The organism is Mycobacterium deserti, from assembly GCF_025345615.1.
Lineage (GTDB): Bacteria > Actinomycetota > Actinomycetes > Mycobacteriales > Mycobacteriaceae > Mycobacterium > Mycobacterium deserti.
In genome coordinates this window covers 1,012,450-1,033,949 of record NZ_JAODWD010000001.1, presented here as the reverse complement: position 1 = coordinate 1,033,949, position 21,500 = coordinate 1,012,450, and the positions used below count along the sequence as shown (strand labels likewise).

Genomic DNA, 21,500 nt, shown 5'->3' with positions numbered 1-21,500 from the left:
CTGCCATCGTCGACTGGTCGACCGACACACCGGATGCGGCCATTCTACGGGGTATGGTTTGCTGAGTCCGGTTATTCACCCAGATGAGGGCGTGTTTCGAACCAGCGCTGTTTGTCGTCCTGACGGCGTCGGGTCACTCGGCTGCGATCCGGCGTTCTTCGACGCACGAGCGGCGAAGGGCGCCCTCGCCCCCCGAATATAAGAATCGCGCAGAATTATCAACAGCTCTCGAATTAGCTGAGTCGCACGAGGAGTTCCCTTTTGCGCAAGGGGCTGAAGCGAGCCCTAGGCGCAGTTGAGGGGCGTTGCTGAAACTGCTACTACACTACACAAGTGTGAAAGCGTCCACCGTTCAGTGGACATGCGGTGTGGCTCGGAGCGATGCCTTCTGAGCAGCCAAGACCAATAGTAGAGTTTGCGGTGCGCACGAGGGCTAATCTGCACAATCTTATGGTTTTCTCAAGGCTCTAAACTTTGCTTGTGATAAGTAGTTGCAATTGATAACGTCGCGCGCATCACCGGTCGACTACAGCGCAACGTCTCGGGGAGGGGGACAGGATGACGGTCTATCTGCGCCGCCGTGGTTCGCGGTTCACTCCGACGCGCCAAACAGCCCCGGATACCGAATCGGATGCGCGCGACGCGGCCGCCCGCGCGAGCAGTGTCCCTCGGAAGCCCACGGGCAGCCGGCCGATCGGGTGGGCAGACATTGCCGCGGCCTACTGGCCTGCGGTCGTGCAGGCGCGGCAAGCGTCGGCCAATGGTGAACGCCGCGATGGCCGGGAAGGCGGTATGCAGGTGGGGTCGGGACTTCCGCCCAACTTCACCGGCATCACGCCGTTCGATGTCTGCTAGGCCGGGACCAGTTCGACACCGGCGAGCGCGACGGCGTCTTCTCGCTCGGGCGCCGTGACCACCGCGAGGAAGCCCTCGCCCTCTTTCCAAATACTGGCTTTCAAGGTTTCGCCGGGGAACACGATTCCTGCGAACCGGGCGCCGTAGCTCCCGACGCGCGCGGCGTCGCCGTCGAGCAGTGTGTCTACCATCGCCTTGCACGTCATGCCGTAGGTGCACAACCCATGCAGGATCGGCTTTGGAAAGCCTGCAGCCGAGGCGAATTCGGGGTCGGAGTGCAGGGGGTTTCGGTCTCCGCACATGCGGTACAGCAGCGCTTGCTGCGGTGAGACCGGTATGGACAGCTCGTAATCCGGGGCCCGTTGCGGCGGCTCGGAGGAGGTCGACGGGCCGCGCTCTCCACCGAATCCTCCTTCGCCGCGAGCAAAAATCGACCGCTTCTGTGTCCACAGCGGGGTCCCGTCGAGGGCGGTGACGGTCGTCTCCGACCAGATCACCGCGGCCTTGCCCTTGTCCCAGATGTCGGTGAACCGGGTGACCGCGCGTCCAGTGCCGGACGGCGGGATCGGTCCCGGCACCGACACGGCCTCGCTGGCGTGCAGCACCCTGGACAGCTCGATGTCGATGCCGGGGAACTGCACAGAAGGCGGTTCGGTCAGGTGAAAGCTCTGTGCGACGTTGCCGAACGTCGGAAGCACCTGCGGGCTGCCGTCGGTCAGGTAGCGCAACTCGCGCTCGCTCATCGGATCCGAACCCGCGCCGAGCCCGAGGTGATAGAGCTGGATATCGCTGCTGGTCCAAGAGAACTCGGCGGGGGGAAGCTCCGCGCCGAGCGCCTCGTCGAGATTGATCGGCATCAGTTCTTCCCCGAGTCCGATGTCCCGGGACGCGCGGCTCCGGCGATGTGCAGCGCTGCCAGGTAGCCGAATGTCATGGCCGGGCCGATGGTCCCGCCCGGGCCCGGGTAGGTGTGCCCCATCACCGGCGCGCTGACATTGCCGGCGGCGTAGAGCCCCTCGATCACCGATCCGTCGTCGCGCAGCGCGCGGCCGTTCACGTCGGTGCGGATGCCGCCCTTGGTGCCGAGGTCACCCGGCACCATCTTGGCCGCGTAGTACGGGCCGTGGCTGATCTCGCCGAGATTGGGATTCGGTTTGTTGGTCGGATCGCCGTAGTAGCGGTCGTAGGCGCTCTCGCCGCGGTGGAAGTCCTGATCGACGCCGGACCGCGCAAACTCGTTGAACCGTTCGACGGTGGCCTTGAACGCATCCACCGGAAGCCCCGTCTTCTGGGCCAGTTCCTCGAGAGTCGGTGCTGTAACGATGACGCCGGATTCCAGCCATTTCTTGGGAATACGCTGTCCCGGTTGCAGACCCGCGAAGATGTAGCGGTCGCGATACTGCTGGTCGAATACCAGCCACGCGGGGATGTTCTCGCCCGGCCCCGGCCCCTGTCCGTACTGCCCGCCGTACATGTGGTGGCATGCCTCGACGTAGGGCATCGACTCGTTCATGAACCGCTTGCCGGACATGTTGACGATGATCGACCCGGGCGAGTTACGTTCGGACAACGCGAACCACGGCGCGTCGACCAGTGGGACCGTCGGACCCCACCATGCGTCCTCCATGACGTCGAGTGCGGCGCCGAGTTTCTCGGCAGCGAGGATGCCGTCGCCCGTGTTGGCCTTGGCGCCGACCGTCCATTCGGTGGTGATCGGTGCGCGCTGGTACTTGACCCGCATCTGTTCGTTGTGCTCGAAGCCGCCGCTGCCGAGGATCACCGCGCGACGCGCCCGAATAAGTTGCGGCTCAGAGCTTTCGGGGGAGCTGGTATCGCGGACATAGATGCCGCGCACGACGCCGTCTTCGACGTAGAGGTCGGTCAGCGCAGTGTTCAGTCTGACCGGCACGCCGGCTTTCTGCAGGCCGATGCGCAGCGGCGCGATCAGCGCGCGGCCCATGCCGACGAGGTTCTTGCGGGTGACGTTGGCCCACACCGTGCGCACGCCCACCTTGACGCTGCGCAACAGTCCGCGCGGGTGACGTTTCATCTGGTTCAGCCGGACGTAGTCCTGCTGCATCACCACCATGTTCAGCGGCACCTTGCCATATGGCGGTTCTAGGCCGGGTAGGTCCGCACCCAGCTTCTTGGCGTCGAAGGGCTTCGGCTCGATCGACCGGCCGGCGGGCCGTCCGCCCGGTGTCTCCGGGTAGTAATCCGAATATCCCGGAACCCAGCACATCTTCAGCGGCGAAGCCTTCAGGACGAACGACAGCATCTCGGGCCCGCGGTCGAGGTAAGTGTCGATGCGCTCCGGTTCGACGACGTCGCCGATGATCGTGTGCAGGTACGTGCGCGCTGCCTCGGGAGTGTCGGAGACCCCGTCACGTTTGAGGACCTCGTTGTTCGGAATCCACACGCCGCCGCCCGACCGGGCAGTCGAACCGCCATAGTGCGGAGCCTTCTCGACGACTACTGTTGATAGTCCCTGGTGGGCCGCGGTGAGGGCGGCGACCATGCCGGCGGCGCCGCTTCCCACCACGACGACGTCGTACTCCTGACCCGTCATGTAGAACACGTTATAGAATTGCCCCGCCGCAGAACAACTGTGCCGGTCACCGATCCCGATCGGGCCATGAAGGGACCTAGTAAATGCTCAGCGTCGAAGTGCGCGAACAGTTGGCTGCCGACCTCGCCGAAGCCGAACGCAGCCGAGTGCCCATCACGCCGTTGACCGACGGGCACCCGGACATCGACGTGGTTGACGCCTACGAGATCCAGCTGATCAACATTCGTCAGCGGGTCGCCGAGGGTGCGCGGGTGATCGGCCACAAAGTCGGCCTGTCGTCCGAGGCCATGCAGAAGATGATGAACGTCGACGAACCCGACTACGGGCATCTGCTCGACGAGATGGCTGTCCACGAGGACAAGCCGGTGCAGTCGGCCAACTACCTGTATCCGCGTGTCGAGGTCGAGGTCGGGTTCATCCTCGCCGACGACCTGCCCGGCGCCGGGTGCACCGAGGACGACGTGCTGGCGGCGACGGCCGCCTTCGCACCGTCGATCGAGTTGATCGACACCCGCATCAAAGACTGGAAGATCAAGCTCTGCGACACCATCGCCGACAACGCTTCGTCGGCCGGCTGGGTGTTGGGCGAGGCTCGAGTGTCGCCGAAGGACATCGATATCAAGGCCATCGACGCGGTGCTGACCAACAACGGCGAGGTCGTGGCCAAGGGTCGAAGCGATGCGGTGCTCGGCAATCCGGTGACCGCGGTCGCCTGGTTGGCCCGCAAGGTCGAGAGTTTCGGCGTTCGTCTCAAAGCCGGTGACATCGTCCTTCCCGGCTCGTGCACACGTGCGATAGATGCACCTCCGGGCAGTAATTTCGTCGCCGACTTCAGCGGGCTAGGTTCAGTACGGCTGAGCTTCGAATAGAAGGATTAACGACATGCCACTGAGTTCATCTAGCAAGGCTTCGGTCGCCATCGTGGGGTCGGGCAACATCAGTACAGATCTGTTGTACAAGCTGCTTCGCAGCGAGTGGCTGGAGCCGCGGTGGATGATCGGTATCGACCCCGAGAGTGAAGGGCTGGCCCGCGCGCGCAAGCTCGGTCTGGAGACGTCTGCCGAGGGTGTCGATTGGCTTCTGGCGCAGAGCGAGAAACCCGACATGGTGTTCGAGGCCACCAGTGCCTACGTGCACCGCGATGCGGCACCCAAGTACGCCGAGGCGGGCATCCGGGCCATCGACCTGACCCCGGCGGCGGTAGGGCCGGGGGTGATTCCGCCGGCGAATCTGGGTGAGCATCTGGACGCGCCGAACGTCAACATGGTGACCTGCGGCGGGCAGGCCACCATTCCGATCGTGTACGCGGTCAGTCGTGCGTTGGCAGACAAGGGCGGAGTGCCCTACGGCGAGATCGTCGCGTCGGTGTCCTCGGCGTCGGCCGGGCCCGGCACCCGGGCCAACATCGACGAGTTCACCAAGACCACGGCTGCGGGGGTGCAGAACATCGGCGGTGCCAAACGGGGCAAGGCCATCATCATTCTCAATCCGGCCGACCCGCCGATGATCATGCGCGACACCATCTTCTGCGCGATCCCCGAAGACGCCGACCGGGAGGCGATTGCGGCGTCGATCCGCGACGTGGTCGCCGAGGTGCAGACCTATGTTCCCGGCTACCGGTTGCTCAACGAACCGCAGTTCGACGATCCGTCGATGAACTCCGGCGGACAGGCCGTGGTCACCACGTTCGTCGAAGTGGAGGGTGCGGGCGACTACCTGCCGCCCTACGCTGGAAATCTGGACATCATGACCGCAGCAGCGGCCAAAGTGGGCGAGGAGATCGCCAGGAAAATGGCTGGCGCGAGCCTCTCCGCATCGACAGGAGGCCAGGCATGAGCGTCACCGACGAGATCTACTTCAATCCCATCTGGGACGTGCGGATGACCGACACGTCGCTGCGCGACGGTTCGCACCACAAGCGCCACCAGTTCACCAAAGACGAAGTCCAGGCCATCGTGGCCGCGCTGGATGCCGCCGGGGTGCCGGTCATCGAGGTCACCCACGGCGACGGGCTGGGCGGGTCCAGCTTCAACTACGGGTTTTCCAAGACTCCCGAGCAGGAGTTGATCAAGCTCGCCGCCGAGACCGCCAACGAGTCCAAGATCGCCTTTTTGATGTTGCCCGGCGTCGGCACCAAGGAGGACATCAAGGAAGCGCAGAACAACGGTGGCTCGATCTGCCGCATCGCGACGCACTGCACCGAAGCCGACGTCTCCATCCAGCACTTCGGGCTGGCCCGCGAACTTGGTTTGGAGACCGTGGGCTTTTTGATGATGAGCCACACGATTCCGCCGGAGAAGCTGGCCGCCCAGGCGCGCATCATGGCCGACGCCGGCTGCCAGTGCGTCTACGTCGTCGACTCCGCGGGTGCACTGGTGCTCGAAGGCGTCGCCGACCGTGTCTCTGCGCTGGTTGCCGAACTCGGCGACGACGCCCAAGTCGGCTTCCACGGCCACGAGAACCTGGGACTCGGCGTCGCCAATTCGATCGAGGCGGTTCGGGCCGGGGCCAAGCAGATCGACGGCTCGTGCCGCCGCTTCGGCGCGGGTGCAGGCAACGCGCCGGTCGAAGCGCTGATCGGGGTGTTCGACAAGATCGGCGTCAAGACCGGCATCGACTTCTTCGACATCGCCGACGCGGCCGAGGAGGTCGTCGCACCCGCGATGCCCGCGGAGTGTCTGCTGGACCGCAACGCGCTGATCATGGGCTATTCCGGGGTGTACTCGAGCTTCCTCAAACACGCCATCCGCCAGTCCGAGCGCTATGGCGTACCCGCCCACAAACTGCTGCACCGCGCGGGCCAGCGCAAGCTCATCGGCGGCCAGGAAGACCAACTGATCGACATCGCCCTGGAGATCAAGCGCGAACAAGAAGCGGCTGCGGCTAAGTAGTGCCTTCCTGACCCGCGACGACGCGCAGGCGATTCTCGAGCAACTGGCCGGCCCGACGGCCCAGTTGCGCGACGACCAGTGGACGGCCATCGAGGCTCTGGTGGTCCATCGACGGCGAGCACTGGTCGTGCAGCGCACGGGATGGGGCAAGTCGGCGGTCTACTTCATCGCCGCCAAACTGCTCCGCGGCGCGGGGCGCGGTGCCACGGTGATCGTCTCGCCGCTGCTTGCGCTGATGCGTAACCAGGTGGATGCCGCCGAACGGGCGGGAGTCCACGCCGCCACGATCAACTCGAGCAATGTGGCCGATTGGGGTGAGATCCACGAGCGCGTGCGTGGTGGGGAACTCGACGTACTGTTGGTCAGCCCGGAACGGTTGAACAACCCCGACTTTCGCGATCAGGTGTTGCCCGCGTTGGCCAAGGACGCCGGCCTCGTGGTGGTGGATGAGGCGCACTGCGTATCGGATTGGGGCCACGACTTCCGGCCCGACTACCGGCGGATCCGCACCCTGATCGGTGAGCTCGGCGCCGACGTCCCCGTGCTGGCCACCACCGCGACCGCCAACGACCGGGTGGTCGAGGATGTCGCGACACAGCTCGGTGTCGGGGGACAGGACACGTTGGTGTTGCGCGGCGGGCTGGACCGCGAGTCGCTGCGGCTGTCGGTGGTCCGGGCGGGCAATCCGGCCCAGCGAGCGGCTTGGCTTGTCGCACATATCGATTCGCTTCCCGGTTCCGGAATCGTCTACACGCTGACCGTCGCGCAGGCGCACGACGTCGCATCGCTGCTCCGCGAGCAGGGGCACGAGGTGGCTTCCTACACCGGGTCCACCGAAGCCGCGGAACGCGAACAGCTCGAGGCGGACCTTCTCGCCAACCGGGTCAAGGCCCTGATCGCCACGTCGGCGCTGGGAATGGGTTTCGACAAACCCGACCTCGGCTTCGTCGTGCACCTCGGCGCCCCCTCTTCGCCGATCGCCTACTACCAGCAGGTCGGCCGTGCCGGGCGATCCACGGCGAGCGCCGAAGTCATCCTTCTGCCCGGTAGGGAGGATCAGGATGTCTGGCGCTACTTCGCCTCAGTGGCGTTTCCGTCGGAATCCATGGTGCGCAACGTGATTCATGCACTCGAACCCGACCGCCCGCAGTCGACACCTGCGCTGGAGCCACTTGTCGACCTCGGGCGGTCCCGTTTGGAGATGGTGCTGAAGGTGCTCGATGTCGACGGCGCGGTACGTCGGGTCAAGGGCGGTTGGATCGCGACGGGCGAGCCGTGGCATTACGACGAACCGCGCTACCGCAGGCTCGACGATGCGCGCAGGCGCGAACAGCAGGCCATGCTCGACTATCAGGCCACCGACACATGTCGGATGGCGTTCCTACGTGCCCAACTCGACGACCCGTCGCTGCGCGACGATGAGCGGTGCGGCCGCTGCGACAACTGCACCGGGGTGCACGTCAGCGTCGACGTCGACGAAAGCGCCGCGGAGGACACCAGGCAACGGCTGATGCGTCCCGGGGTGGAACTCACGCCGCGCAAGCAGTGGCCCTCGGGACTGAGCAAGCTCGGTCTGGACCTCAGCGGAAAGATCGGCGACGGGCCGGCTCCAGGTCGCGCAATCGGCCGGCTGACCGATCTTGGCTGGGGCGTGCGCCTACGGCAACTGCTCTCCGAAACCGACCGCGAGGTGCCCGACGACGTCGTGCAGGCCGCGGTGAAGGTGTTGGCGTCGTGGGACTGGACATCGCGGCCGAGCGCGGTGATGGCGCTGGATTCGAACACTCATCCGCTGTTGATCTCGTCGCTCGCCAGATCGTTGGCCCGGCTCGGAAGGCTGACCGACCTCGGAACCCTGCGGTACGCGCCCGATCGTCGGCCGGTGGCGGCAGCGAACTCCGCCTACCGGGTGGCGGCGCTGAACGGGGCGTGGGTTGCGCCCGGTACCGACGTCGTGGCCGCGGTAGACGGGCCGGTTCTGCTGGTCGACGACCTCTCCGACAGCGGGTGGACTTTGACCATGGCAGCGCGGGTCGTCCGCGCCGCGGGCGCCTCGGCCGTGCTGCCGTTTACCGTGGCGACGACCAGCTGAGCAGCCAATTGTTTAGGCCGGACCGCGCATCGGTTACGCATTGCGGAGCGACCAAACGAGTCGCAGACCAAAGGAGTGATTTGATGAAGATGTCCGCAACGACCGTGCGACGCGGCCTGTACGGCATGTTCGCCGGCGGCCTGCTTGCGTTGGGTTCCGCAGCGATGGTCGCGCCAGCTGCAAATGCGCAGCCTGGGCCCGGTGCGGAATCAGATTGCAGTCTCAGCGCGATCGCCAGCACCTCGAGCACGGTGTCGGCGTCGACCAGCACCTACCTGGCTTCGAACCCTGTGGCCAACGAGGCGCTGACCGAGATCGCCACGCAGCCGCAGGAGCAGGCCACGGAGGCCTTCCGCACCTATTTCGCGGAGAATCCGCAGGTCGAGTCCGAGCTGACGGCCATCAACCAGCCGGCAGCCGATCTGTCGAGCCAATGCGGCATCGATGTGACGCCGACTCCGATCTCAACGGCACTGATCGACGTCTAGCCCCCGACCGCAAAGACAAACAGTCGCCCTGCCGTGAGGCAGGGCGACTGTTGTGTGGAAATCAATTGCGTGACGTCCCTGAGCGTTTCAGGATGCAGACACGTCAATCGGGAAATGCGTCGCCGCGTCACGTTTGCCAGCTGGGTTTGACGCCACCGAGTTGTGTGGTCACGGCATCGGCGGTCGTCACGAGTGCCCGTGCTCGATCGACGATTTCGCTGTCCGTCAACGACTTTCCGATATGAATTGATGCGACCATCACCTGGCGCCGGTCGTGGTCGTACACCGGCGCAGAGATCACACTGATGTCATGGCGTTTCCGCCCGTGCGAGTTGTCCTCACGCAGGTAGACGCGCTCACCGATGTCGGACACCAACTCCCCCAGCAGCGCCCGCAGTTCGTCGGGCAGGTCGCTCGTCATGCCCGCCATGAGCGCGTAAAGTCGCCGCCCGCCCGGTGTCAGGCGTTCCACGAGGTAGCCGTCGTCGCGACACCTGCCGATCACCCGGTTGAGTCGCCCCGTCTCAGTGCGCAGTGGCAGCGTCGGCTCCTTCGCGAGCCAGTTGCGTTTCGCTTCGTCGTCCCACAGCACGAACATCAAGCCGACCGGCGGTGCGAAGGGGTAGCTCTGGCCGACCTCGACGCCTGGACGCGCGCCTGCGGGCGCGACGAGGTCCAACAACGTGATGCGATCGTCGATGACGCCGGAGAGCGCCGCGGTGGCACCGAACCGGTCGGACAGTCGGCGCAACTGCTCGCGGACCGCCGGGCTCACCCGCATCGATTCCTGTGCCTTGTGTCCCAGGGTGATCAGCGAGGGGCCCAACCGATAGGTCTTGTCGCCGGCGTCGCGAACGAGGTACCCGGCGTCGGCAAGAGCAGTAACGATGCCCAGGCAGGTCGGCTTGCTCAAACCAAGGCGGCGGGCCAACTCGGAGACGCCGAAGCGCTCGGCGGGGTGCGCCGCCAGAAAGTCGAGAATGCGTACGACGCGGTCGGTGGGCGGCGAGGCGCGGCTGGACGACTCCATGTGGACAGACTACTATTCGTTCCATATTTGTACCTCCGCGGTCGGTATATTGACTACCGGTAGAACACGTTCTAGTTTCAAGGCGTGTACTCGCAACCGTTGACCGAGGCCATCGCCGAGGCGGAGAACCTCGTTGCCGCCGCGCCGTTCATCGAATCCGAAGCTGATCTACTCGAAGGCTTGCAATATCTCGCCGGCTGCATCGCGGCGTGCACGCACCTGGCGTTCGACTACGACCGCGAGCACCCGTTCCTGCAGTCGGGCACCGGGCCGTTCACCAAGATGGGTCTGGACAACCCTGACACCCTTTACTTCGGCACCCGCGTGCAGCCGGGTCATGAGTACGTCGTCACGGGCAAGCGGGGCACCACCACCGACCTGTCTTTCCAGATGCTCGGTGGGGAGTACACCGATGACAATGTCCCGGTCAGCCAGGCCGCGTTCGACGACCGCGAACTCGAGATCGCCCCGGACGGAACGTTCGAGTGGCGAGTCACCCCAAACACGCCGTCGCAGTTGCTGATTCGTGAGGTGTACAACGACTGGTCAGCGCAGCGAGGCTATATCAGCGTCTCGAGAACAGACACCGCAGGCACCGCACCGCCCCCGGTGACGAAAAAACTCATCGAGAAGCGTTACGCCGTCGCGGGCAAGCAACTCGTCCAGCGCGTCAAGACGTGGCTGCAGTTCCCGCAGTGGTTCTACAACAATCTGCCCGTCAACACGATGGTGGCGCCTCGCCTGACTCCCGGCGGGCTGGCCACCCAGTACTCGTCGGTCGGGCATTTCGACCTGACGCCGGACCAGGCGATGGTGATCACCCTGCCGGTCACCGACGCTCCGTACCTCGGGTTTCAACTGGGCAGTCTCTGGTACATCTCGCTGGACTACATCAACCACCAGACCTCGCTCAACGGCACCCAGGCACAGGCTGATCCGGACGACAAGATCCGCATTGTCGTATCCGATGCCAACCCCGGCGTGACGAACTGGTGCGAGACGCTCGGCCACGCCAAGGGCTATCTGCAGTTTCGATGGCAGCGGTTATCGCGGGAGTTGACCGAGGCCGACGGCCCGACCGTCGAGATCGTCGACATCGACAAGGTCGCGACGGCGCTGCCGTACTACGAGTCGAACAAGATCTCGGACGAGGATTGGCGAGCGCGGATCGCGCTGCGAAACCAGCAGATTCAGAACAGAATGGTGGGCTGACCATGGCCGAATTACTAGCAGGCAAGGTCGTCGTCATCAGCGGCGTCGGTCCAGCGCTGGGCACGACGCTGGCGCGGCGCTGCGCCGAGGCCGGCGCCGACCTGGTGCTGGCCGCCAGGACCGTCGAACGGCTGGAGGACGTCGCCAAGCAGATCACCGACATCGGCAGGCGCACGGTGACCGTTGGCACTGACATCACCGACGAAGCGCAGGTGAACAACCTCGTCGAGGAGACGCTCAACGCCTACGGCAAGGTCGACGTATTGATCAACAACGCATTTCGGGTGCCGTCGATGAAGCCGTTCGCCAACACCACCTTCGAGCACATGCGCGACGCCATCGAATTGACCGTGTTCGGCGCGCTGCGCATGGTTCAGAGTTTCACGCCCGCGCTGGCCGAGTCCAAAGGATCCGTCGTCAACGTCAACTCAATGGTCGTGCGCCACTCGCAGGCCAAATACGGTGCATACAAGATGGCGAAGTCCGCACTGCTGGCCATGTCCCAGACGTTGGCGACCGAACTCGGCGAGCAGGGCATCCGGGTGAACTCCGTTCTGCCCGGCTACATCTGGGGCGGAACGTTGAAGAGGTATTTCGAGCACCAGGCCGGCAAGTACGGCACCTCCGTCGACGAGATCTACAAGGCAGCCGCCGTCAACAGTGATCTCAAGCGGCTGCCCACCGAGGACGAGGTCGCCTCGGCCATCCTGTTCATGGCCAGCGATCTGTCCAGTGGCATCACCGGCCAGGCCCTCGACGTCAACTGCGGGGAGTACAAGGCCTGATGGCACCCAGGACCGACGTGGGCACCGTCGACGACCTACACGCGTCGGCGACCAAGGCCTGTGGGCTCGATGATTTCGGCACCGACGACGACAACTACCGCGAGGCACTCGCCATGCTGCTCGAGGCGTATCGCCGCGACGCCGACCTGACGGAGTTCGGCAGCAAGATGCAGCGCTTCTTCGTGCGTAACGCGTTGGTGGCCCGGCTGGTCAGTGAGGCGGCGTTCAAACAGTATCCCGAGCACGCCGACGTCTCCATCGAGAAGCCGATCTTCGTCACCGGGTTGCCGCGCACCGGAACCACGGCCATCCACCGGTTGCTAGCCGCCGACCCGCGGCACCAAGGTCTCGAGCTGTGGCTCGCGGAGTTCCCGCAACCGCGTCCGCCGCGCGAAACATGGTCGCAGAACCCGGTTTTCCAGCAGCTCGACGCGCAGTTCACCAAGGCGCACGAGGAGAATCCGGACTATACAGGTCTGCACTATATGACCGCCGACGAAGTCGAGGAGTGCTGGCAACTGCTGCGCCAGTCGCTGCACTCGGTGTCATATGAGACGTTGGCCCACATCCCCACCTATTCGCAGTGGCTCGCCGCACAGGACTGGACCAAGCCATACCAGCGCCACCGCCGCAATCTCCAATTGATCGGCCTCAACGAGCCCGACAAACGGTGGGTGCTCAAGAACCCGAGCCATCTGTTCGCGCTCGACGCACTGTTCACGACCTATCCCGACGCGTTGGTGATCCAGTGCCACCGCCCAGCGGAAACCATCATGGCGTCGATGTGTTCTCTGGCGCAGCACACCACCGAGGGTTGGTCGAACAGCTTCGAGGGCAGAGTGATCGGCGATGACGCCCTGGAGACGTGGTCGCGGGGCCTGAGGCTGTTCACCGAGGAACGCGCCAAGCACGACCAGGCGCAGTTCTACGACATGGACTACTTCGCGCTCATCGAGGACCCGATCGCAGCGGTCGAGGACGTGTACCGGCACTTCGGCATCGAGATGACCGACGCGGCACGACGCGCCATGGCGGAGACCCACGAGCAGAGCAAGCAGGGGCCGCGGGCTCCGAAGCACACCTACTCGTTGGCCGATTACGGCCTGACCGACGAGCAGGTCAAGGAGCGCTTCAAAGGCCTGTGACGGTCACGCCGTCGTATTAGCCAACGCCGCAATGCGTTTCGACGCGTCCCGCGCCAACGAGAGCACGTCATAGCCTCCGGTGGGACCGCACGTGGAGATCTCGACGGCCGCGTTGTGGGCAGCGACGAACGCACTGTCGCAGGCCCAGTCGACGGCTCGGAACGACCAGAGCACGATGTCCGGCGACCCGGATTCCATCGGCGGCTGAAGCTGGAATTCGTACTCGCGCCCGCGCATGGTCGTGACGGTGAAGGGCTTGCCCCGGCAGGACTCGATGCCGGTTCTGGTGTGCGCCAGGGCTTTCCTCGGGTCGAAGTCGGCGCGAAAGACGCCGACCATCTCCTCGATGTAGGTCTCGGGTTGCTCGACGGTCCAGTGCCCGCCATCGGTGGCCGCCGGACGGTGGTCGTCGATGAACGGCGGGTCCACCTCCCGGGCCACCCCGGCGCATTCCAGCGGTTCGACGGTGGAGAACAAGTTGCCCTCCCCGCCTATGGCCTCGGGGCTGAGTAGCTCACCGACCTGGCCTGCCGTGATGGGAGCGACCGGCGCCTCGGCTTTGGGCCGCGGCGTATCGATTACCCGGGTGCAGCCCGCGAGAATGACAACGAGCAGGAGCGCCCATGCCCGCGACTTCACACTGAGAAGATTACCCGTCGCCGGGGGAGGGGGCGGTCGACGCTTCTTCCAGACACCCTTCGGCCACTGCGTGTTTGATGCTGTCAGCCAGCTTGGGGCAGGACCTGCTGCGAGCGGGCTCGCCGCCGGACTGCCTGACCTCGGCGAAGTACGCGCACCGCGCGGTCGCCTCACCGTTCCACTGCACCGCAGTGTGCCCGGGTCCGAGCTTCTTGACGTCGACCGCGACGTGACAGAACCGGCAATCGACCGACACCAGACCGGACGTCAGATAGCGCTCACGGTCGCGCTGGGTCGCCTCGCGAAGCGCCGCCGCGCGTTCGGCACTGAACGCCGGCGCCTTGGAAGAAGTCCCGGCGCTGGTATCGGTGTGGTCGTGGTCGTCGTCATCGTGCGCGCCGTGCAGCATCAGCATCGCCCGGGCCAGCCGGTCGACATCTGGTGCTTCCTCGCGCGAGCTCATGACGAGGCGTGTTCCGCCTTCTCCTTGTCTTCGGCCTGCCGCTTGAGGTTCTCTTCGACCTCGACATGCCATTTCTCGTTGGCAGCCGTGGTGTCGACTTCGATCTCGAAGCGGTCGGTCATGTCGGGGGTCACGTCGGCGACGTCGACATAGAACTGCTGATACCACCGGCGCATCTGGTAGACCGCGCCGTCCTCTTCGACCAGCAGTGGGTTGTCGATGCGCGTCTTGTGCCGCCAGATCTCGACGTCCTGAAGGAAGCCCTTGCTGACACCCTCGGTGAACGTGTTGGCCAGCTTCTCAGTCATCTCCTCGTCGAGTCCCTTGGGCTTTTCGACGATGACACCCCACTGCAGCACGAACGAGTTCTGGGTGACGGGGTAGTGACAGTTGATCAGGATCGACTCGGCCTTGTATCCGCCGTAGTTGTTGTGCAGCCAGTTGATCATGAACGACGGACCGAAGTAGGACGCCTCGGAATCGAGGTGCGCCTCCCCGTAGGTCGTGCCCATGTCGTTGATGTCGGGACGGCCCACGTTGTGCAGGTACTGGCTGGCGATATGGCCCTCGAACACGTTCTTGAAGTACGTCGGCAGGCCGTAGTGGATGTAGAAGAAGTGCGCCATGTCGGTGACGTTGTCGATGATCTCCCGGCAGTTGGCGTTCTCGATCAGAATCGAGTTCCACTTCCAGTCGGTCCACTCGTCGCTCTCGACCTGCGGGATGTCGGGAATCCTGACCTCGGGCTGCGGGGGGTTGCCCTCGTGGTCCTGCCAGACGAACAACAGGCCGCCGCGCACGTCGGTGTGCCAGGCGCGGGTTCGGGCCAGCCGCGGTGTGCGCTTGGCGTATGGCACCAACTTGCACTTGCCGTCGCCGCCCCAGCGCCAGTCGTGGAACGGGCAGGCCACCTCGTCGCCCTTGATCGTGCCCTGGGCGAGGTTGCCGCCCATGTGCCGGCAGTAGCCGTCGAGCACCTTGATGTCGCCGTTCGAATCGGCGAAGACCACCAGCATGGTGCCGAAGATCTCGATGCCGTGTGGCTTGCCGTCTCGAAACCCGCTCACCGGGCCGAGGCAGTGCCAACCGCGTGCATACCGGTCGGGCAGGGCGCCGGTGTCGATCTCGCGAACGCTTGCGTCGGTGCTCACGTGAAGCCTCCAAGTCTGTGCTCTCTAACTAGAACACGTTACAGTTTTTCCCGCCCGCCGCGCAATCCAAACGCTTTCTACCTGCGGTATATCTAGACGATGCCGCTGTACTCCTTCGAGGGCCGAGCACCGACGGTCGACCCCGGCGCGTTCGTCGCACCCACTGCGACGCTGGTCGGGGACGTGCACGTCGAGGCGGGCGCGTCAGTGTGGTTCAACGCGGTACTGCGAGCCGACTTCGCTCCGATCATCGTCCGGGAGGGCGCCAACGTCCAGGACTGCAGTGTTCTGCACGCGCCGCCGGGCATTCCTGTCGATGTCGGGCCTGGTGCGACGGTCGCGCATGGGTGTGTGGTGCACGGCGTACACATCGGTCAACAGGCCGTGCTGGCCAACCACTGCACGGTCCTCGACGGCGCGGTCATCGGGGCCCGCAGCCTGATCGCCGCGCACTCCCTGGTTGTCGGCGGCACCAAGATTCCCGACGAGGTCGTGGTGACCGGGTCCCCCGCCAAGGTCCGCGGTCCGATCGCGGGCACCGGTGCGCAGATCTGGGTCGACAGCAATCCCGCCGCATACCAGGATCTGGCCCGTCGGTACATGAGCGGTCTCGAACCGGTCGATTAGCGGTACCGTGGCCCGATGAAGGTCGGTCAGGTGGCGGAGCTCTGGCGCTATCCGGTCAAATCGCTGGGCGGTGTCTCGGTGGACCAGACCGACATCGGTCCGCGTGGTGTGCTCGGCGACCGACTGTGGGCGGTTCGCGATCTCGAACAAGACATCACAGCGTCGGCGCGACGGGTCCCCGCGCTGCTGAAGGCAACGGCTCGCTATGTCGCGCCCGTGCCGCCCGATGCCGGACCCGGCAACGCACCCGAGGTCGAGATCACCTTCCCCGACGGCACGGTGCTGACGAGCACAGACGACGGCGTGCACGCGAAACTGTCCGAACTGGCCGGCCGCGATGTTCGGCTGACCGCCCTGCCGCCCGCCGACGACACCAGCCTGCACCGCATGCGCCTGCAGAGCCAGAAAGCTGCCGTGGCTACCGCACAGATGCGCGCGGACTTCGGTGTCGCGGAAGGGGAGCAACCGCCCGACTTCGCGTTGTTCCCGATGGCTGATCTCCTTACCCTGGGCCGTTATTCGACTCCGCCCGGAATGTTCGTCGATCTCGCGCCGGTCCATGTGATGACGACGACCAGCTTGGCGACCATCGGCGCAGAAGTCGGTCATGAACTCGATGTGCGGCGGTTCCGACCCAATGTTTCGATCGCGCTCGATGATCCGGACGGGGAACTGCCCGAGACGCAGTGGGTAGGCGCGAAGACCACGCTCGGCGACGTTGATCTTCGCGTCATCTCACAGACGGTCCGCTGCGTGGTGCCCAGTCGTGCGCAGCCGGGACTCGAGGTCGACCGCGGGATCACCCGGGCCGTGGCTGCCCGCGCGCAGCGCTGTCTGGGTGTCTACTGCACTGTCGGGCGCGCTGGTCTCGTCCGCGTGGGTGACCAGGTCGCCGTCGAGGCGATCGTCGCGTCGCGTCCGCGGAGACTGCTCGACAACGCGACCAGGCGCGCGAAGCGGTTGGCTTTGGGCTTGGCTACCGCCACCGCAGATCGACTGCCGCGCTAGACCTTTCGGGCGCTGGCGGTCGCCTTGTCGAGTTCCCAGTAAGCGCGCAACGCCTCGATCTTGCCCTCGTCGTTGACTCGGTAGGTGAATACGCCCTCGGCGGTGACCTCGTATCCGGCGGCGCGGATCACGATGTGGCCGACGTTGGCCTCCTCGTTGCCGCATTGATAGGTCTTCTCGAAGTTGAACGTCAGCTCGCTCGGCGCGATCGCCATGTCGTAGAACCTCGCGATGGCTTCCTTGCCGCGATGACCGGTCCCTTCGGGATCGAAGTGCGACGGCCCTATCGGATCCTCGACGATCGCGTCGTCACTGAAGTTGTCCAGCCAGGCCTGTTTGTCGTGCGCGACGGCCGCCTCGCGCGATCGCCTGCCGGCCAGATGTACCGGCGACTCGCTCATTCCTGCCAGCCCGAGTGGATGTACGTATCGGCGAAGCGCTTCAGCGAGTCTTTCTTCTTGTTCAGGGGCGCATCGAATCCCAGCCCGTCGAACATCCACGGGATGACGATGTTGTCGGTGACACCTGCTTCGGCGAGTTCACGGTGCCCGTCGACGCCGAACTTGTCGATACACACGGCCTGATACTCGAACGGCACGTCGGCGCGGCCGTATTCGGCGAGCAGCGCCTTGAGCTTGACGATGGTTTCGGCCAGCTGGTCGCCGGTCATCATCGCGCTGGTCCACCCGTCACCGACGCGGGCCGCACGCTTCAAGGCGACGTCGGTGTGCCCGCCGACATAGAACGGCACCGGTTTGCTCGGGGCGGGACTCATCTGCAGCTTGTCGAAATCGTAGAACTCGCCGTGGAATTCGACCATGCCGCCGCCGAGGACGAGCTTGAGCACATCGATCATCTCGTCGACGCGCTTGCCACGCTTGGCGTATGGCTGGCCGCACCACTCGAACTCCTCAGGTGCCCAGCCGATTCCGACGCCGAAACCGAACCGGTTGCCGGTGAGGTTGGCCACGGAGCCGACCTGGCGGGCGAGTAGCAACGGGTTTCGCGAACCCAGCTTCATCACGTTGGTGTAGAACTGCAGCGTCGTCGTCACCGCGCCCATTGCGCCCGCGGCGATCAGCGGGTCGACCCATGGCGTGTCCGCGTTCCACATCCGCGACCCGTCGGGGGTGTACGGATAGTCCGCCGACTGCTTCTCCATGTAAAACAGCGAGTCCGGAAGCGCGATCGAGTCGAACCCGACTTCCTCTGCGGTCTTGGCGATATCAATGAGTTCCTCGACCGGACCCATCGCGACGCTGCACGTGTACTTCACGGCTTGTCTGCTCCGACGACCCACATGGAGTAGTACTGCGAACCGCCGCCGTACGCGTGGCCCAGCGCCTTGCGGGCGCCCTGCACCTGGTGGTCACCGGCCTTGCCCATCACCTGAATCGCCGCCTCGGCGAACCGGATCATGCCCGACGCGCCGATCGGATTGCTGGACAGCACGCCGCCGGAGGGGTTCAGCGGGATGCGCCCGCCGATCGCGGTCTCGCCCGCCTCGGTGAGCTTCCAGCCTTCGCCCTCCGGCGCGAAGCCCAGGTTCTCCAGCCACATCGGCTCGAACCAGGAGAACGGCACATAGACCTCGGCTGCGTCGATCTCGTCGATCGGACTGGAGATCCCGGCCGACTTCCACAGCGCCTTGGCGGCGTCACGGCCGGCCTGCGGGTTGACCTGGTCGCGGCCCGAATAGGCGAGGGGTTCGGTGCGCAGCGCCGTCGCGTGGATCCACGCGACCGGGCTGCCCTCGGCGACACGCTTATGGGCGATCTCTTCGTTGCCGATCACTATCGCGCACGCACCGTCGGAGGACGGGCAGGTCTCGTCGAATCGGATCGGGTCCCACAACATCTGCGAGGCCATCACCTTCTCCAAGGTGATGTCGGGCTGATGCAGGTGGGACAGCGGGTTCTTGGCGCCGTTGAGCCGGTCCTTGACCGCGACCATGGCGCCGATGTGATCGGGCGCTCCGGAGCGGCGGATGTAGGCGCGGATGTGCGGTGCGAAGTAGCCGCCCGCGCCTGCGCCAACGGGCTTGGTGAACGGCACCGGAATGCTCAACGCCCACATGGCGTTCGACTCCGACTGCTTCTCCCACGCCATCGCGAGCACGCGGCGGTACTTGCCGGACTGCACCAGGCTTGCGGCGACCACACCGGTCGATCCGCCGACCGAACCCGCGGTGTGCACACGGATCAGCGGCTTGTTCGTCGCGCCGACCGCGTCGACCATGAACAACTCGGGCATCATCACGCCCTCGAAGAAGTCCGGCGCCTTGCCGACCACGACGGCGTCGATGTCGTCCATCGTCGCCCCGGCATCGGCCAGCGCCTTGTCGATGGCCTCGCGCACCAGGCCGTTCATCGATACGTCCTGGCGCTTGGCGACGTACTTCGTCTGCCCGGTGCCCAGCACCGCTGCGAGTTGGCCCGCCATCTTTATTTCCCTTCCAGAACAGCGACCAGATTCTGTTGCAGCGCAGGGCCGCTCGTGGCGTGGGCCAGCACCCGCTGCGCCGAGCCGTTCCAGATGTGCTGCGCGGCGAAGCCGATGCGCTCGAGGCCCGCCGAGAACATCGGGTTGGCCGCCAGCGCGCCACCCGACGGGTTGACCTTGGTCCCCTCGCCCAGACCGATTGCCTCGGTGAGGATCAGGTGCTGATGGGTGAACGGGGCGTAGATCTCGGCCACCTCGATCGACCCGGCGTCGCCGCCGGTCGCCGCCTGCGCCGACGCGGCGGTGGACGGGGAGGTGGTCAGGTCGCGTGCGCCGAGCACCGGCGTCTCGACGCGGTGCTCGAAACCGGTGATCCAAGCGGGATTCTCGCGGAGCTCACGCGCGCGGTCCCCGGCCGCGAGCACGATCGCCGACGCGCCGTCGGTGATCGGCGCAATGTCGTGCCGACGCAGCGGATCGGCGAAGAAGGGCCGCTCCAACAGCTCGTCGATGCTTTTCGCCGGCTTCTCGCTGTCGGTGCGCTGGGCGACGGCGAACGAGTCCAACGCCACCTGCGCCATCTGCTCGGCGGTCCACTTCCCGGAGTCCAATCCGAAGCGGGCCTGTAGGCCCGCCATGGACACAGCGTCCGGCCACAACGGTGCGACGGTGTAGGGATCGGTCTGCAGTGACAGCACGCGGCGCAGTACGCCCGCGCTCGACTTGCCGAAGCCGTACACCAGCGCGGTGTCGACCTCACCGGTCAACAGCTTGATGTATGCCTCGTACAGCGCCCACGCCGCGTCCATTTCGACGTGTGACTCGTTGATCGGCGGCACCGCACCGATCGAGTCGATCGCCGAGATGAACGAGAACGCCCGGCCGGCAAGGTAATCAGAAGAGCCCGAACACCAGAACCCGATGTCGGTTTGCTGCAGTCCGAGTTCGTCGTACAGCTGGTGGAAGCAGGGCATCAACATCTCGACGCCGTTGGTGGTTCCGTCGGTGCGACGCACGTGTGGCGCGTGCGCGAACCCGACGACTGCGATATCAGTCATGTCCCGCCCTTTACAGGTGGTGCTTGTAGGAGTCGTACTCGGCGTCGGGCTCACCCGTCGGCCGGAAGTGGTCGATGTTGTCGATGCCGAGGCCCCACTCCTCGCGGGGCCGCCACACCGCCTCGACGCGCATGCCCATCCGGACCTCGGCCGCCTCGATCTCGGTGACCAGGTGCAGGAACGGAATGTCGGCGCCGTCGAGCAGCACGTAGGCCGCGACGTAGGGCGGCTTGATGCGTTGTCCGGCAAACGGGATGTTGATGACCGCGAACGTCGTCACGGTGCCCTTGTCCGGCAGTTCGATGAACTCGTCGAGTTCCAGTCCGGTCGCGGGGTCCGCCTCCTTCGGCGGGAAGTACACCTTGCCCGGCGCTCCGTTGCGGTCCTTCTTCGAGCGCGCGCCCAGCAGCTTGCCCTCCTCGAGCGCTCGAAGGAAGGTGCTCTCGGGAAACGAGGCGGTGTGCTGGATTTCGATGCTGCTCGGCGTCACCTGCACAGTCACCGGATCGCGGTCGTCGGCCTCACCCTCGGGTTCGGCCTCCTCGCCCAGGGAGAAGTAGGCGATGTCGGTGATCGCGCCGACGGGCTCGTCGACCCAGTGCGCGTGTACCCGGGTACCGCTGCTGATCGCGTCCTTCGAATCGGCGTCGACGGCATGCAGAAGCGGGGTGTCGGCGCCGTCGAGCTTGATCAGCGCCCAGGCGAACGGCCGGTCCAGCGGCTGACCCTCCAGCGGCGTCTGCTGCCAGGTCCACGACAACACGGTCCCGACGCCGGCCACCGGTACGATCTCGGTCAATCGTTCATAGGTGACTGGATCGAATTCGGCAGGTGGCACGTAGACCAGCCCGTCCGAACCGCGCACTCCGACGATGCGTCGCTCGCGCAGGGCGGTGAAGAACTGGGACAGGAGTGGTCCGACTGAACGGGTGTAGTCGAAAGACAGCTTCAGCGGCGCCGAAAGAGGCGGCTCATGCGCGTCGATCTGCACCGGGCTGCTTTGGCTCGTGGTCACGGCATCGAGTAGAACAGGTTCTAAGAATGG

At 65.3% G+C, this 21,500-nt stretch carries 22 protein-coding genes; 11 read left to right on the top strand and 11 right to left on the bottom strand.

What is annotated here, in order from left to right; all coding sequences use genetic code 11:
* Positions 1-558 precede the first annotated feature (558 nt).
* Positions 559-855: a hypothetical protein gene (locus N4S67_RS05230; protein WP_260991833.1), complete on the top strand. Its 297-nt coding sequence runs from the start codon at positions 559-561 to the stop codon at positions 853-855.
* Here the strand turns inward: N4S67_RS05230 and N4S67_RS05225 are convergent.
* Both N4S67_RS05225 and kstD read right to left on the bottom strand, forming a co-directional pair.
* Positions 852-1,712: a MaoC family dehydratase gene (locus N4S67_RS05225; protein ID WP_260991832.1), complete on the bottom strand. Its 861-nt coding sequence runs from the start codon at positions 1,710-1,712 to the stop codon at positions 852-854. The two genes, N4S67_RS05230 and N4S67_RS05225, sit on opposite strands and share 4 nt — an antisense overlap.
* Positions 1,712-3,424 (bottom strand): 3-oxosteroid 1-dehydrogenase, encoded by a 1,713-nt coding sequence (gene kstD, locus N4S67_RS05220; protein WP_260991831.1) that lies wholly within the window; start codon positions 3,422-3,424, stop codon positions 1,712-1,714. The genes N4S67_RS05225 and kstD overlap by 1 nt, the downstream gene beginning before the upstream one ends.
* 83 nt (positions 3,425-3,507) lie before the next feature.
* On the opposite strand from kstD, the gene N4S67_RS05215 reads away from it, so the two are divergent.
* From N4S67_RS05215 to N4S67_RS05195, 5 genes are all read left to right on the top strand, one after another.
* Positions 3,508-4,293: a 2-keto-4-pentenoate hydratase gene (locus N4S67_RS05215; protein ID WP_260991830.1), complete on the top strand. Its 786-nt coding sequence runs from the start codon at positions 3,508-3,510 to the stop codon at positions 4,291-4,293.
* 13 nt (positions 4,294-4,306) lie between these two features.
* Complete coding sequence (locus N4S67_RS05210; protein ID WP_260991829.1) at positions 4,307-5,260, top strand: acetaldehyde dehydrogenase (acetylating); 954 nt, start codon at positions 4,307-4,309, stop codon at positions 5,258-5,260.
* Positions 5,257-6,315, top strand: coding sequence for a 4-hydroxy-2-oxovalerate aldolase (dmpG, locus tag N4S67_RS05205; protein WP_260991828.1), 1,059 nt, complete (start codon positions 5,257-5,259; stop codon positions 6,313-6,315). The genes N4S67_RS05210 and dmpG overlap by 4 nt, the downstream gene beginning before the upstream one ends.
* Before the next feature lie 7 nt (positions 6,316-6,322).
* Positions 6,323-8,407 (top strand): RecQ family ATP-dependent DNA helicase, encoded by a 2,085-nt coding sequence (locus tag N4S67_RS05200; RefSeq protein WP_260992064.1) that lies wholly within the window; start codon positions 6,323-6,325, stop codon positions 8,405-8,407.
* An 83-nt stretch (positions 8,408-8,490) separates the two neighbouring features.
* On the top strand, positions 8,491-8,895 hold the full coding sequence (locus N4S67_RS05195; RefSeq protein ID WP_260991827.1) for a heme-binding protein: 405 nt from the start codon (positions 8,491-8,493) through the stop codon (positions 8,893-8,895).
* A 127-nt stretch (positions 8,896-9,022) separates the two neighbouring features.
* Here the strand turns inward: N4S67_RS05195 and N4S67_RS05190 are convergent, their stop codons facing one another.
* Positions 9,023-9,925, bottom strand: coding sequence for an IclR family transcriptional regulator (locus tag N4S67_RS05190; RefSeq protein WP_260991826.1), 903 nt, complete (start codon positions 9,923-9,925; stop codon positions 9,023-9,025).
* Positions 9,926-10,009: 84 nt separating this feature from the next.
* Between N4S67_RS05190 and N4S67_RS05185 the strand changes: the two genes are divergently transcribed.
* Genes N4S67_RS05185 through N4S67_RS05175 form a run of 3 tightly spaced genes read left to right on the top strand, consistent with a single transcriptional unit; the run spans position 10,010 to position 13,067 of the window.
* Positions 10,010-11,137: a hypothetical protein gene (locus N4S67_RS05185; protein ID WP_260991825.1), complete on the top strand. Its 1,128-nt coding sequence runs from the start codon at positions 10,010-10,012 to the stop codon at positions 11,135-11,137.
* Positions 11,138-11,139: 2 nt separating this feature from the next.
* Entirely contained in the window at positions 11,140-11,922 is a 783-nt protein-coding gene (locus N4S67_RS05180; protein ID WP_260991824.1) for an SDR family oxidoreductase, read from the top strand.
* A complete protein-coding gene (locus N4S67_RS05175; protein WP_260991823.1) occupies positions 11,922-13,067 on the top strand; it encodes a sulfotransferase family protein in 1,146 nt (381 codons plus the stop codon). Before N4S67_RS05180 ends, N4S67_RS05175 begins: the two co-directional genes overlap by 1 nt.
* Before the next feature lie 3 nt (positions 13,068-13,070).
* Here the strand turns inward: N4S67_RS05175 and N4S67_RS05170 are convergent, their stop codons facing one another.
* The 3 genes from N4S67_RS05170 to N4S67_RS05160 are packed head-to-tail and all read right to left on the bottom strand — an operon-like array spanning position 13,071 to position 15,320.
* Entirely contained in the window at positions 13,071-13,706 is a 636-nt protein-coding gene (locus N4S67_RS05170) for a sensor domain-containing protein (protein WP_260991822.1), read from the bottom strand.
* 10 nt (positions 13,707-13,716) lie between these two features.
* Positions 13,717-14,169, bottom strand: coding sequence for a hypothetical protein (locus N4S67_RS05165; protein WP_260991821.1), 453 nt, complete (start codon positions 14,167-14,169; stop codon positions 13,717-13,719).
* On the bottom strand, positions 14,166-15,320 hold the full coding sequence (locus N4S67_RS05160; protein WP_260991820.1) for a 3-ketosteroid-9-alpha-hydroxylase subunit A: 1,155 nt from the start codon (positions 15,318-15,320) through the stop codon (positions 14,166-14,168). Before N4S67_RS05160 ends, N4S67_RS05165 begins: the two co-directional genes overlap by 4 nt.
* Before the next feature lie 99 nt (positions 15,321-15,419).
* On the opposite strand from N4S67_RS05160, the gene N4S67_RS05155 reads away from it, so the two are divergent.
* Positions 15,420-15,947: a gamma carbonic anhydrase family protein gene (locus tag N4S67_RS05155; RefSeq protein ID WP_260991819.1), complete on the top strand. Its 528-nt coding sequence runs from the start codon at positions 15,420-15,422 to the stop codon at positions 15,945-15,947.
* 15 nt (positions 15,948-15,962) lie between these two features.
* A complete protein-coding gene (locus N4S67_RS05150) occupies positions 15,963-16,955 on the top strand; it encodes an MOSC domain-containing protein (protein ID WP_260991818.1) in 993 nt (330 codons plus the stop codon).
* Here the strand turns inward: N4S67_RS05150 and N4S67_RS05145 are convergent.
* Genes N4S67_RS05145 through N4S67_RS05125 form a run of 5 tightly spaced genes read right to left on the bottom strand, consistent with a single transcriptional unit; the run spans position 16,952 to position 21,470 of the window.
* The gene (locus N4S67_RS05145) at positions 16,952-17,356 is read right to left on the bottom strand and encodes a nuclear transport factor 2 family protein (protein ID WP_260991817.1); all 405 of its coding nucleotides are present in this window, start codon (positions 17,354-17,356) and stop codon (positions 16,952-16,954) included. The genes N4S67_RS05150 and N4S67_RS05145 overlap by 4 nt on opposite strands.
* On the bottom strand, positions 17,353-18,231 hold the full coding sequence (locus tag N4S67_RS05140; protein ID WP_260991816.1) for a TIGR03619 family F420-dependent LLM class oxidoreductase: 879 nt from the start codon (positions 18,229-18,231) through the stop codon (positions 17,353-17,355). Before N4S67_RS05140 ends, N4S67_RS05145 begins: the two co-directional genes overlap by 4 nt.
* Positions 18,228-19,397, bottom strand: coding sequence for a thiolase domain-containing protein (locus N4S67_RS05135; protein WP_260991815.1), 1,170 nt, complete (start codon positions 19,395-19,397; stop codon positions 18,228-18,230). Before N4S67_RS05135 ends, N4S67_RS05140 begins: the two co-directional genes overlap by 4 nt.
* 2 nt (positions 19,398-19,399) lie before the next feature.
* Positions 19,400-20,455, bottom strand: coding sequence for a thiolase domain-containing protein (locus tag N4S67_RS05130; protein ID WP_260991814.1), 1,056 nt, complete (start codon positions 20,453-20,455; stop codon positions 19,400-19,402).
* Positions 20,456-20,465: 10 nt separating this feature from the next.
* Positions 20,466-21,470: a Zn-ribbon domain-containing OB-fold protein gene (locus N4S67_RS05125; protein ID WP_260991813.1), complete on the bottom strand. Its 1,005-nt coding sequence runs from the start codon at positions 21,468-21,470 to the stop codon at positions 20,466-20,468.
* Positions 21,471-21,500: the final 30 nt, after the last annotated feature.

Bases quoted from the DNA above. Each gene is read 5' to 3' on its own strand.
- N4S67_RS05155 (WP_260991819.1), top strand. From the start codon at position 15,420: ATGCCGCTGTACTCCTTCGAGGGCCGAGCACCGACGGTCGACCCCGGC.
- N4S67_RS05180 (WP_260991824.1), top strand. From the start codon at position 11,140: ATGGCCGAATTACTAGCAGGCAAGGTCGTCGTCATCAGCGGCGTCGGT.
- N4S67_RS05215 (WP_260991830.1), top strand. From the start codon at position 3,508: ATGCTCAGCGTCGAAGTGCGCGAACAGTTGGCTGCCGACCTCGCCGAA.
- N4S67_RS05135 (WP_260991815.1), bottom strand. From the start codon at position 19,397: ATGGCGGGCCAACTCGCAGCGGTGCTGGGCACCGGGCAGACGAAGTAC.
- N4S67_RS05190 (WP_260991826.1), bottom strand. From the start codon at position 9,925: ATGGAGTCGTCCAGCCGCGCCTCGCCGCCCACCGACCGCGTCGTACGC.
- N4S67_RS05130 (WP_260991814.1), bottom strand. From the start codon at position 20,455: ATGACTGATATCGCAGTCGTCGGGTTCGCGCACGCGCCACACGTGCGT.
- N4S67_RS05145 (WP_260991817.1), bottom strand. From the start codon at position 17,356: ATGAGCGAGTCGCCGGTACATCTGGCCGGCAGGCGATCGCGCGAGGCG.
- N4S67_RS05195 (WP_260991827.1), top strand. From the start codon at position 8,491: ATGAAGATGTCCGCAACGACCGTGCGACGCGGCCTGTACGGCATGTTC.
- N4S67_RS05175 (WP_260991823.1), top strand. From the start codon at position 11,922: ATGGCACCCAGGACCGACGTGGGCACCGTCGACGACCTACACGCGTCG.
- N4S67_RS05210 (WP_260991829.1), top strand. From the start codon at position 4,307: ATGCCACTGAGTTCATCTAGCAAGGCTTCGGTCGCCATCGTGGGGTCG.
- N4S67_RS05230 (WP_260991833.1), top strand. From the start codon at position 559: ATGACGGTCTATCTGCGCCGCCGTGGTTCGCGGTTCACTCCGACGCGC.
- N4S67_RS05225 (WP_260991832.1), bottom strand. From the start codon at position 1,712: ATGCCGATCAATCTCGACGAGGCGCTCGGCGCGGAGCTTCCCCCCGCC.
- dmpG (WP_260991828.1), top strand. From the start codon at position 5,257: ATGAGCGTCACCGACGAGATCTACTTCAATCCCATCTGGGACGTGCGG.
- kstD (WP_260991831.1), bottom strand. From the start codon at position 3,424: ATGACGGGTCAGGAGTACGACGTCGTCGTGGTGGGAAGCGGCGCCGCC.
- N4S67_RS05165 (WP_260991821.1), bottom strand. From the start codon at position 14,169: ATGAGCTCGCGCGAGGAAGCACCAGATGTCGACCGGCTGGCCCGGGCG.
- N4S67_RS05150 (WP_260991818.1), top strand. From the start codon at position 15,963: ATGAAGGTCGGTCAGGTGGCGGAGCTCTGGCGCTATCCGGTCAAATCG.